The sequence below is a fragment of the Dyella sp. ASV21 genome, from assembly GCF_016428975.1.
GTDB lineage: Bacteria > Pseudomonadota > Gammaproteobacteria > Xanthomonadales > Rhodanobacteraceae > Dyella.
Genome location: NZ_JAELTT010000098.1, coordinates 1 through 11435, shown reverse-complemented (window position 1 = coordinate 11435; position 11435 = coordinate 1). Strand labels below are relative to the sequence as shown.

At 66.1% G+C, this 11435-nt stretch carries 11 protein-coding genes, 1 tRNA gene and 1 pseudogene; 11 read left to right on the top strand and 2 right to left on the bottom strand.

The genetic code is table 11. The features are described from left to right. The first annotated feature begins 399 nt into the window (after positions 1-399). From JHD67_RS19825 to JHD67_RS19785, 9 genes are all read left to right on the top strand, one after another. Entirely contained in the window at positions 400-1371 is a 972-nt protein-coding gene (locus tag JHD67_RS19825) for a biotin--[acetyl-CoA-carboxylase] ligase (RefSeq protein ID WP_199100908.1), read from the top strand. Further along, positions 1368-2126, top strand: coding sequence for a type III pantothenate kinase (locus JHD67_RS19820; protein WP_199100907.1), 759 nt, complete (start codon positions 1368-1370; stop codon positions 2124-2126). Before JHD67_RS19825 ends, JHD67_RS19820 begins: the two co-directional genes overlap by 4 nt. 36 nt (positions 2127-2162) lie before the next feature. Beyond that, positions 2163-2909: an SPOR domain-containing protein gene (locus tag JHD67_RS19815; protein ID WP_199100906.1), complete on the top strand. Its 747-nt coding sequence runs from the start codon at positions 2163-2165 to the stop codon at positions 2907-2909. A gap of 51 nt (positions 2910-2960) precedes the next feature. Then, a tRNA-Thr gene (locus JHD67_RS19810) sits at positions 2961-3036 on the top strand. 202 nt (positions 3037-3238) lie between these two features. Then, on the top strand, positions 3239-3649 hold the full coding sequence (locus tag JHD67_RS19805; RefSeq protein ID WP_199100905.1) for a rhodanese-like domain-containing protein: 411 nt from the start codon (positions 3239-3241) through the stop codon (positions 3647-3649). A 9-nt stretch (positions 3650-3658) separates the two neighbouring features. Then, complete coding sequence (gene rocF / locus JHD67_RS19800) at positions 3659-4573, top strand: arginase (protein ID WP_199100904.1); 915 nt, start codon at positions 3659-3661, stop codon at positions 4571-4573. A gap of 34 nt (positions 4574-4607) precedes the next feature. Then, the gene (locus tag JHD67_RS19795; protein WP_199100903.1) at positions 4608-5969 is read left to right on the top strand and encodes a tryptophan--tRNA ligase; all 1362 of its coding nucleotides are present in this window, start codon (positions 4608-4610) and stop codon (positions 5967-5969) included. A gap of 30 nt (positions 5970-5999) precedes the next feature. Further along, a complete protein-coding gene (locus JHD67_RS19790; protein ID WP_199100902.1) occupies positions 6000-6329 on the top strand; it encodes a hypothetical protein in 330 nt (109 codons plus the stop codon). Between the two features lie 14 nt (positions 6330-6343). Beyond that, positions 6344-6985 (top strand): DUF6348 family protein, encoded by a 642-nt coding sequence (locus JHD67_RS19785; protein ID WP_199100901.1) that lies wholly within the window; start codon positions 6344-6346, stop codon positions 6983-6985. Between the two features lie 309 nt (positions 6986-7294). On the opposite strand, the gene JHD67_RS19780 is transcribed toward JHD67_RS19785, so the two are convergent. After that, entirely contained in the window at positions 7295-7678 is a 384-nt protein-coding gene (locus JHD67_RS19780; protein WP_199100900.1) for a VOC family protein, read from the bottom strand. 182 nt (positions 7679-7860) lie between these two features. Here JHD67_RS19780 and JHD67_RS19775 point away from each other — a divergent pair, with 182 nt between their 5' ends. After that, a complete protein-coding gene (locus tag JHD67_RS19775) occupies positions 7861-8265 on the top strand; it encodes a globin (RefSeq protein ID WP_199100899.1) in 405 nt (134 codons plus the stop codon). A gap of 327 nt (positions 8266-8592) precedes the next feature. Next, positions 8593-10374 carry an autotransporter outer membrane beta-barrel domain-containing protein gene (locus JHD67_RS19770; RefSeq protein WP_199100898.1) on the top strand — a complete coding sequence of 594 codons (1782 nt, stop codon included), beginning with the start codon at positions 8593-8595 and terminating at the stop codon, positions 10372-10374. A gap of 113 nt (positions 10375-10487) precedes the next feature. Here the strand turns inward: JHD67_RS19770 and JHD67_RS19765 are convergent. Continuing rightward, a pseudogene (locus JHD67_RS19765) lies at positions 10488-11249 on the bottom strand (dihydrolipoamide acetyltransferase family protein); the annotation flags it as partial. Positions 11250-11435: the final 186 nt, after the last annotated feature.

Genomic DNA, 11435 nt, shown 5'->3' with positions numbered 1-11435 from the left:
TGCCGCCGCCCGCACCGTCATGGCTGCTGCTGCCGCTGTCCAGGGAGTGCTGCATGGCGCCCATATCCTGGCTGTCAGCGTCCATGGCCGATGCAGCATCAATGCTGCCGACACACAGTGCACAGACAATCAAGAATTTCCCGGAGCTCATGGCGGCTCAACCCCTTGATCCGCAATCCAAGAGCCGGATGCTGGCAGAAACCGGAGGCCGATGCCAGTGCCTCTGGCGGCCCTGTTCCGGGCGGGGCGAGTCCCAAAAGTCATGGAATGCCAACCCGCTTTCCCGCTGCGGGGCGCCACTGCCGCAGGCTAGAATCGCCGGATGCCTCACCTCGTTGCCCTGTCCGACATCCCCAGCGCCGGCTGCGATAGCACCTGGCCCGGTCAAGGCTTGCCCTGATGCAGGCCCAGGAACTGCTCACCGTGTTGGCCGAGGGCGACATTGTCTCCGGCACTCAGTTGGCCGAGCGCGCGGGGGTGACCCGTGCCGCCATCTGGAAGCAGATCGAGGCCCTGCGCACGCGCGGCGTGCCGGTGGAGTCGCGCGGCACCGCCGGCTACCGGCTGCCGTGGCCGATCCAGTTGCTGTCGCCGACCGCTGTGCGCGGCCACCTTCCGGCCGACGTACAGGGTCGGCTAGGGGCGCTGGAAGTGCATTGGGAACTCGACTCCACCTCCAGCGAAATCCAGCGCCGCGCGGCCACCTTGCCGGACCTGAGCGTGGTGCTGGCCGAAACCCAATCCGCCGGGCGCGGGCGTCGCGGTCGGGCGTGGCTGTCGCCGCCGGGGCTCAATGTGTACCTGTCCTGCCTCAAGCGCTTCGATGGTGGCTTTGCCGCACTATCGGGTCTGTCACTGGCGGTCGGGGTGATGGTGATGCGCACGCTCAAGGCCCTTGGCCTGGAGGGCGCTGGCCTCAAGTGGCCCAACGACGTCTTGAGTGACCACGGCAAGCTGGCCGGCATCCTGGTCGAGTTGGCCGGTGAATATCAGGGCCCGTGCGCCGCCATCATCGGCGTGGGCCTGAATGTGCGCCTGACACCTGCGTTGCAGGAGCAAGCGGGCCAGCCCATCCAAGACCTGGCGCAGCTGGCGGGTGGCGAAGCGCCGGATCGCAATCGCGTGGCCGCCGCGCTGATCCAGGCGCTGGCGCAAGGCTTGAGCCAGTTTGAGCGTGAAGGCTTCGCACCCTTCGCCGTCGAGTACGCGCAGTACGACCTGCTGCATGGCAAGGCGCTGCGCCTGCATGGCGCGCTGGGCGAGCTGGAAGGCGTAGGCGCGGGCGTGGATGCGCGCGGTGCGCTGCAAGTGCAGACCGCCGATGGCCTGCGCGCCATCGACAGCGCCGACGTAACGGTGCGACGCGCATGAGGCTGCTGCTGGATCTGGGCAATACCCGCCTGAAATGGGCGTTGCGCGACAGCACGGGCTGGCATGCGCAAGGCGCGGTGAGCTGGAACGAAGACGTGGCACTGGCCCTGCATCACGCCTGGCGCGAACTGCCGCAACCTGGCGGCGCGTTCGGTGCATCGGTGGTGGATGGCGAGCGCGAAAGTCTGGTGGCCGCAGTGGTTGCCGCGTGTTTCGCGAGCGACACGCAATGGCTGCGCACGCCCGCCGAAGCCTGCGGCGTGCGTAACGCCTATCCCGAACCCGCGCGGCTGGGCGTGGATCGTTTCCTGGCGATGGTCGCCGCGCGCGCCGAAGGGCTGGCGCCCTGCGTATTGGCCGGCGCCGGCACCGCGCTCACCCTGGACGCGCTCACCGCCGATGGTCGCCACCTTGGTGGCTTGATCGCTCCGGGGCCGCAGTTGATGCAGCAGGCCCTGCTGGGCGCTACCGCACGCGTCATGGTGGATCGCCCCGGCGACGTGCTGGAAGCGGCCGACAACACGCCCGATGCCGTCGTATCCGGTTGCTGGCAGGCTGCCGCCGCGTTGATCGAACGCTTCGTCGCGCACCAGTCGCCCGCATTGGGCGGCTCACCCCAGCTCGTGCTGGGTGGTGGCGATGCCGAGGCGCTGCGACCTTTGCTGTCCATGCCGGCCCGGGTCAGCGCAGACAGTGTTTTGCGTGGTCTGGCCGTGTGGTCAGATGCACACTTCCCCCTGGCACCGGCTCTCTAGAATGCCGGCTCCAGACGTTTGCCTGACGGATCGACAATGTTTCTGCGCCTGCTGTTCGTCCTGCTGATTGCCCTGAATATTGCGGTAGGCGCGTGGCTGTTGCTGGGTCAGGACGACGTGCACGGGCGCAGCGCCGCCGACGCCGGGGTGCCCACACTGCACCTGCTCTCCGAGCGACCGGCGCCGCCGGCATCGGTCGCTCCCGCCGCGCCGACTTCGGCACCTGTCGCCGCGCCCCCCGTGGTCGCCGCGCCAGCCGCCTCCGCCCCGGCGTCGACCGCGCAGACGCCCGCGCAGACGCCCGCGCCGGTGCCCACGCCGCCGCGACAGACCAGCTACACCTGCCTCGCGCTGGGACCTTTCGCCACCCCGGTGGATATGCGCAGCGCCCGCAGCGCCCTTACCAATTACGCCGCGCGCATGCGCTCTCGCCAGGAGCAGACCACGCAAACCTCCGGTTGGTGGGTCTACCTGCCGGGCGGTGGCAGCCGCGACAAGGCACTGGAACTGGGCCGCCGACTCGCCGCCGCCAACGTGGGCGAATACTTCATCGTCAGCTCCGGCGAGCAACCCAACACCATCTCGCTAGGCCTGTTCAAAGACCCGGCCAACGCGCGTCGCCGTCGCGACCAGGTCGTTGCCGCCGGCTTCCCGGCCCAGATGACCGAACGCACCGAAAGCGTGCCCGAATACTGGCTGGACGTGGTCATGGCCGACAATGGCCGCACCGAGTGGCGCAGCCGCGTGCGCGGCGTCGGCTCGCACAGCACCGGCTGCTTCTGAGCCCGTTCTTTGGCACGTCACCCGGCGGGCCTGTTAGACTTCACCCCCTTCGCCGGTATAGCTCAGTTGGTAGAGCAACTGATTTGTAATCAGTAGGTCGCGGGTTCGACTCCTGCTGCCGGCACCAGAAAGATCAGAAAGGCCCGCATGGATGCTTCCGCGCGGGCCTTTTTGCTGGGCCGTTTTCCATCGGCTGCATCGCAGCGATGCCGGTCGCGCTCGCCCGGCCGCTGCGGCGACATGCCGCCTTAGATGCCGCCAAGCCCCTTGGGTTAAGCTTTGTTTTTTACGGCCGCGCCACAGTGGCGACAGCTTTCAAGGACTCCTCCATGCGCCGCGCCCTCTTGGCCGTTCTGATCCTGTTGGCGATCGCCGATGAGACGCTGGCGGCCGATGCACCGCTGAGCGCCGGGCAACTGGCGCAGCGGCAACAGGCCGGGCAGGCGCCGTTGCTGCTGGATGTGCGTGGCGCGGACGAATACCGCGATGGTCATATCGCCGGTGCGCTGAATATTCCCGTGGACCAGATCGGCAGCCGCGCAGGCGTGCTGGGGGTGCCGCGCGATCGTGAAATCGTGGTGTACTGCGTGTCTGGGCGGCGTGCCGCGCGGGCGCAGGAAACGCTGCAGGCGCTGGGCTACAGCCACGTGCGTCAGCTCGACGGCAGCCTCAACACCTGGCGGCAGCAGCGACTGCCGCTGGTGCGCGAGGGCGCCGCCTTTCCCCATCTTTCTGAATGACAGGTTTTCATGGGCAACAAGGCAATTTCCCTGATAGGTGTCCCCACCGATATCGGCGCCGGTCATCGTGGCGCGTCGATGGGGCCGGAAGCCCTGCGCGTGGCGAACCTGGGCGCGCGGCTCAGCAAGCGCGGGCTGGACGTGGTGGATCGCGGCAACCTGCATGGCCCGCTCAACCCGTGGCAGCCGCCGCACAACGGTTACCGCCACCTGCCGGAAGTGGTGGCGTGGAACCAGTCGGTGCATGAGGCTGTTTATGCCGAGCTGGCGCAGGGTCGCCTGCCGGTGATGTTGGGCGGTGATCACTGTCTTGCCATCGGTTCGATCAGCGCAGTGGCGCGCCATTGCCGCGAGCAGGGCAAACAGCTGCGCGTGCTGTGGCTGGATGCGCATGCGGATTTCAACACGGCCCAGGTCACGCCATCGGGGAATATCCACGGCATGCCGGTGGCCTGCCTGTGCGGCAACGGCCCGCAAGCGCTGGTGGAGATGGGCGGGCAGGTGCCGGCCACCACGCCGGACGTATACCGCCAGATCGGCATCCGCTCGGTGGACGAGGACGAGAAGCGCCTGGTGCGCGAGGCGCACGTGAGCATCTTCGACATGCGCCATATCGACGAAGTGGGCATGAAGCGCACGATGGAGGAGGCACTGGCCGGCGTGGATGAAAACACGCACCTCCACGTGAGCTTTGACGTGGATTTCCTCGATCCGTCCATTGCGCCCGGCGTGGGCACCACGGTACGCGGCGGCCCGAACTACCGCGAAGCGCAACTGTGCATGGAGATGATCGCGGACACCGGCTGCATCGGTTCGCTCGACATCGTCGAGCTCAATCCCGCGTTCGACAAGAAGAACCAGACCGCGCGCCTGGCCGTGGATCTGGTCGAATCGCTGTTCGGCAAATCCACGCTGATCCGCTGAACAACTGACCATAACGATACGAAGAAACGAGAACATGAAGACCCGCGTACTCACCGGCATCACCACCACTGGCACACCGCATCTGGGTAACTACGTCGGCGCGATCCGACCGGCGGTGGCCGCGAGCTGGCGTGACGATGTCGATGCGTTCTACTTCATGGCGGACTACCACGCGCTGATCAAGAGCGACGATCCGGCGCGCATCGAGCGTTCGCGCCTGGAAATCGCCGCTACGTGGCTGGCGGCGGGCCTCGATCCGCAGAAGGTCACCTTCTACCGGCAGTCGGACATCCCTGAGATTCCCGAACTCACCTGGTTCCTCACCTGCGTCACCGCCAAGGGGCTGCTCAATCGAGCGCATGCGTACAAGGCGGCGGTGGACAAAAACACCGAAGCGGGCGAGGACGCCGATGCCGGCGTCACCGCGGGCCTGTACATGTATCCGGTGCTGATGGCGGCGGACATCCTGGCCTTCAATGCCAACAAGGTGCCGGTGGGCCGCGACCAGATCCAACACATCGAAATGGCGCGCGATATCGCGCAGCGCTTCAATCACATCTATGGTCGCGAGTTCTTTGCGCTGCCGGAGGTGGTGATCGAAGAACAGGTGGCCACGCTGCCAGGCCTGGATGGCCGCAAGATGTCCAAGAGCTACGACAACACCATCCCGTTGTTCGCTGGCGGTCAGAAGCATTTGCGCGAGACGATCATGCGCATCGTCACCGACTCGCGCCTGCCGGGTGAGGCGAAGGACCCGGACAGCTCCTCGCTGTTCACCATCTTCCGTGCGTTTGCCAGCGAGGCCGAATCCAGCGCGTTCCGCCAGGCGCTGGTGGATGGCATCGGCTGGGGCGAGGCCAAGCAGGTGTTGTTCGAGCGCATCGAAACCGATGTGGCGCCAATGCGCGAAAGCTACGACGCGCTGATGGCGCGCCCGGCGGTGATCGAAGAGATTTTGCAGGAAGGCGCCAAGAAGGCCCGCGCCATTGCCGCGCCGAAGGTGGCGGAACTGCGCGATGCCATTGGCCTGCGTTCGGGCGTGGCGATCGCGCCGCAGGCCGCTGCTGCCAAGGCCGCGCCCAAGAGCGACAAGCCGCCGCGTTTTGCCAGCTTCCGCGATGGGGATGGCAGCTTCCGCTTCCGTCTGTTCTCGGGTGATGGCGAGGAGCTGCTGCTGTCGCGGGCCTTTGCTGATCCCAAGGCGGCCGGCGCGTTGCAAAAGCGTATCAAGCAGTTGGGCGACAGCGCGGTGCTGGCGGTGGAGTCGCTTTCGCTGGCGCTGGACCTGGATGGCGAGCAGGTGGCGGTTACGCCCACCTACCACGACGAAGCCACGCGTGACGAAGCGCTGTCGCGCCTGCGTGCGGCGCTCGACCAGTTGGCTGCGCAGGAATAAGACCGGCACATACAGGGAGTCACACGCACCATGCGTTACCTCGCGATTCTGCTGTTGGCACCCTGGCTGATCGTGCTGGGCTGGGCCTTCTGGGCCTACCCCAAGAGCCTGCCGCGCACGCGTTCGCGTCGCGCCTTCGACATGGCCGCGCTGCTGCTGGCGGCGTTCGCGTCGGTGCAGTGCTCGGTCGCGGCATTCGATACGGCGAGCGTGCCGGCGGTGGGGCAGTACGGTCCGGCCAGTGGCGCGATCTGGCAGCAGGTGCTGCCGGCGTTGTACGGCTATGGCGCCTGCATGGTGGTTTTGTTGCTGGCGCTGGTGGTGCGCCAGCTCGTGTGGCGCCCGCAAACGCATCAATGATGAGGTAACCCGCTATGCAAGACGCTGCGCTCCAAAAATACCTGCTCAAGTTGTTCGAGCGCCACGACGTCGAGCTGGAGCCCGACGAAGAATGGCTGATGACCGACGGCGATTTCCCCGCCGTGCGTGCCAGTTGGTACGACGGTGCGGCGGATGAACCCGGGCGCCTGGATATCGATATCGTGCTCAGCGAGGAGCGCCATATCGAAGAGAGCTTTGCCGGAGCAGGCAAGGGCGAGGTCGGTTGCAAGCAGGCGCTTGATGCCTTCGAGCGCAGCGTGTTCCATGTGGCGCTGGCCGCATGTTGGTACGTTACCGATGACCGGCGCATGCGCCTGGAAAGCTGGGACCTGGGCGTGCGCACCTGGGATGTGTTCGTGGGGCCTATCCAGTCGAGTCGTGAGGATATCGATGCGCCAAGCGAGCTGCTGGCTGCGTTGCGCGATGCTTTGCAGAGCGAATCACTCAGCGGTGAATTGCATTGGGTACGTTTGTTCTATCGCCGCGACGATCAGGGCCAGGTGAGCGCCGAGGCGCGACTGGACAACGCACCGTGGCCGGCAGGCGACCAGTGGCTGGCCGCGCTGCCCTGGCCGGCGAGCGATGCCGGCTACAGTGTGCGTGTGTTCGTGGCGCTGGATATTCGCGACTACTGAGACACGTGCGCGCTCGCCACACGGCGGCGTAACAAGTCCCGTCATTCCCGCTTTGGCCGGAATGATGGGCTGAGCGTCGCCTTGGTTCTCGCCGGACTCCGTGCCGGCTATCGAGGCGCCCTTCGTGGAGCGCCTCATTCAAACGTTCCCCGATCGACCTTCCGGCCTATCGCGATACTTCATGCGAAATGCCTGCGTTCCGGAAGTCCAGCCGTTCCACCGGGCATTCAGCGGTTCGTGAGCGCTTGCCTCATGACGGCTACGTATACGCGATGCAGAACGGGTCCAAGCGCTTCGTCAATGCGCATTTCATTCCCAGCGGTTGAGATGCGGGCCGAAGCGCTCGCGCTGCGGGCGAACGACGCAGAAGCGGTGGCCGCTGGGCGCCCGCATCACCCACCAGCGGTTGGGTACATGGGCAACGCGGGTAGCGCCGAGTGCTTCCAGGCGTTTCACCTCCGCATCCAGATCGTCGGTTTCGATATCCAGGTGCACGCGGCTTTCGTGCTCCACCCGTTGCAGCAGGATGATCGGTTCGTCATTGGCGGTGGCGAGTTCGGCATAGCGCCCGTCGCCATCCTGGTCCACGGTGACGATGGATTTGCCAAGCGCACGGCTCCAGAACGTGGCCGCTTCGTTCAGATCGTCCGTGCGGCAGTCGATGACGATGGTGCATAGGCGGCTGTGATGCATCGTGCGGTTCCCGTGGTCGATCGGTGTGGTTCGTATAGCGGTGTGCCGGTCGAAGCATCGTCAATGGCGGTGTCCATGCGGTGGATCGTGTTCTTGCGGCGTTGTGCCTCTGCCGTGTTCGCGAAGGCGCGTGCTAGTTTCGCCGCCGCGCCTGGACGACGGCAGTCCACGCAGGAGTAAATATGAGCGAGTCGTACGACGATCTGCAGACCAGCTACGGACGCTGTCTGCGCAGCGGTAGTTTCATGGCCCGCTTCTATGAGATTTTCATGGCCAGTCATCCCGACATTCCGGCCATGTTCGCGCACACCGACATGGGTGCGCAGTACGTCGCGCTACGCCGCGGCATCAGCGTGGCGATATCGCACGCGAGCGGTAGCACATTGAGTCGGCGCACCATGCTGGAGATGGCGAAGGTGCATGGTCGCGGTGGTCACGCTCCGGTGCCCCCGGTGCTGTATGCGCATTGGTCGGACAGTCTGCTGCGTGCCATCGCCGAGCATGACGCCGAATACGATGTCGCGCTGGAGCAGCGCTGGCGCAAGGCGCTCGATCACACCACGTCGTACTTTGCGTCGCAGTACTGAGGGGTGGAAGAAGCTATCTGATCGAAGTTCAACATCTTGAAATGGATGCTGTTTTTCGCATGCATTACCGATAGCCATAGTTCTTCCGCCTACAAGTCTTTCGAGAGGGTTCTCATTCCCCGGACCTTCGAGAACTTCCTAAAGTCGCTCCTCTGATCCATTCGCCCGCGTTGATTCGCGCCCCGCATGGAATGCCGCCGCGAGAAGGCGCGCACCAAAACGCCATGACTCCGCCACTGAGTGCGACTGCCTGGGCATGCCCGGGGCGCAGCGGAGCGGCCTTTGGACAGACGGCTTGTGACCCTCTGAAAAGGAAGACCTGTTGTGATGAAGAAGAAAGCTTTGGTGGCGTGTGTGAATATGGCGCTGGTGATGGCACTGGCGCCCGCAGCGCAAGCCGCTACGAATTTGAGCGGCATGACGCTCAACGGCGGCAGCTTTAACTGGGGAGGTGGCGCCAACTTCTCCAATATGAAGGTGAACTTCAACGCGCCGAAGGACGACCGCTACGGCGCGGCGATTTCCACGGGTGACTACAACGCCAGCAGCACCACCATCAGCATGAACTCTTACCTGGATGCCGGTGGCAGCACCATCGCCAACCAGGGCACCGATCGCGTGCTCATCAACGGCAACGCCAGCGGCCAGACCACCCTGGTGATCAAGAACAACGGTGGCCCGGGCGCATCGACGGGCATCAATGGCATCGACAATGCGTCCACCGGCATTTCGCTCGTGCAGGTGTCGGGCAAGTCGACCGGCACGGCCTTCCAGTTGGATGGTAGTTACGTGGCTGTGGGCCCGTATCAGTATCGTTTGTATGCCTATCAGCCGGGCCAGGCCGATGCCGGCCAGCGTCTGGTCGACGGTAGCGGCAGCAGTTACTGGGATTACCGCCTGCAGAACGGCACGGCAGCTGGTCCGGCTCCCGCACCCGCTCCTGCACCCGCTCCGGCCCCTACACCGGCTCCTACACTGGCACCGGCACCGGCACCGGCACCGGCACCGGCACCGGCACCAGCACCAGCACCAGCACCAGCACCAGCACCAGCACCGACCCCGACCCCGACCCCGACCCCGACCCCGACCCCGACCCCGGATGGCTCCATTGTGCTGCCCGCCGAGCCGACTGGCGGCATCCTGGTCGCGCAGATCCCTGCTTACTTGAGCGCGCCGACCGCGATGCTGGCCTATGGTGTGCGCGACCTGGGTACGCTGCGGGATCGCCTGGGCGTGGTCACGCCGGGTGCAGCCGCCGATGCGGGCTTCGACGATGAGTTCTATGCGCGCGTGCTCGGCGGTAACTACCGCTACAACACCGATCGCAGTGCTGAGCAGTATGGCTATGACTTCCACCAGAACGATCGCGGTATCCAGCTGGGCGGCACCGTGCTCAAGCAGGGCGATGCCTCGACCTTCCGCCTGGGTGTGTACGGAAGCGTGGGGCGCTCGCGCATCACGCCGAATGCGATGGAAGGCGACAGCGCGCTTCGCATGAGCGCGCATAGCCTGGCGCTCACCGGTACCTTCGTGCACAGCGCCGGTTTCTACGTGGATGGCGTGGTGGCGCGCAACTACTACAACACCCATGTGGACACCGCCGAGCGCGGCATGGACATGGCGCAGTTCAAGACCCACGGCTGGACCTACTCGCTGGAAGGCGGCTATCCGTTCGTGCTGGCCGATGGCCTGCAGTTGGTGCCGCAGGCGCAGGTGATTCACCAGTCGCTGAAGACCCACGCGTTCACCGACGCGGACGATCTGGAAGTGACTCCGGGCATGACCCGTGCCTGGATGGGGCGCGTCGGCGTGGATCTGCGCAAGAGCTTCAGCTTCGCCAACGGCCAGCAGTGGACTCCGTCGCTGCGCGTGGATTATCTGCGTAGTTGGGACGCACGCAATAGCGCCTCGTTGGCGGCTCCGGCCTACAACTGGGCCGGCAGCTTCGCTACCGGCAACTGGGGCGCTTACTGGAAGCTGGGCCTGGGCCTCACCGGTACGCTGAGCAAATCGGTCTCGCTCTACGGCGGTGCGGATTACCAGGTCGACTCCGGCCAGGCTGGCGTGCAGGGCTGGTCGGCCAACCTGGGTCTGCGCTGGTCGTTCTAAGCCGAAGTCGACGCCGACGCAGCGATGCTTAGCGCGGCCTCGGCTTCTCTGCAGGCAACAAAAAGGGGCGCCTTGGGCGCCCCTTTTTCTTTTGCGTTGAACCCAGACGTTGCTTAGTTCGGCAGCGCCAGGTCGTCCAGCATGGCCTTGAGGAAGCGAGCCGCTTCGCCGCCCGTGCAGGCGCGGTGGTCGAAGGTGAGCGACAGCGGCATGCGGCGGTGCACTTCGATGCCGCCGATCACCGCCACCACATCGTGGCTGAGCTTGCCGGCGCCGATGATGGCCACGGTAGGCGGCACCACCACCGGGGTGGCGTAGCGACCGGCGAACATGCCGAAGTTGGACAGGCTGATGGTGTAGCCCGACAGCTCCGAGGCCGGGATGGAACGATCTTCCACCGTGGTGCGCAGGCGCTTGATGGCGGCGCGGATGCCGGCACCGTCCAGCACGTCCGCATTGCGCAGTGCCGGCACGAACAGGCCGTCTTCGGTGTCCACGGCAATGCCGATGTCCACGTGCTGGTGCAGGGTACGGGTGAGGTTCTTGCCGTCGAACCAGGCGTTGAGCGCCGGTACGGTCTTGCAGGCGACCACGATGGCGCGCACGAGGCGGGCGGTGATGTCCTGCTTGCCGATCCACGCGTGCAGGTCGGCATCGTCCACCAGGGTGGTGGGCACCACGTTGGCGTGGGCTTCGGCCATCACGCGCGCCATGTTGCGGCGAACGCCCTTCAGCTGCTCGGGCTGGCCGCTGGCCTGCACGCTCGGCGGCGCCGTGCGCACCGGCTTGCCGGCGAGCGACACGGGCGTGCGGGTGGGGGCGGGGCCCGGCTCCGGCAGTTCCGGTGCCAGGTGGCGACCGGCGGAGGCCGGCACGCCTGTCTCTTATACACATCTGACGCTGCCGACGACAACGTTCGGGTGTAGATCTCGGGGGTCGCCGGAGCATTAAAAAGGGGGGGGGGGGGGGGGGGGGGGGGGGGGGGGGGGGGGGGGGGGGGGGGGGGGGGGGGGGGGGGGGGGGGGGGGGGGGGGGGGGGGGGGGGGGGGGGGGGGGGGGGG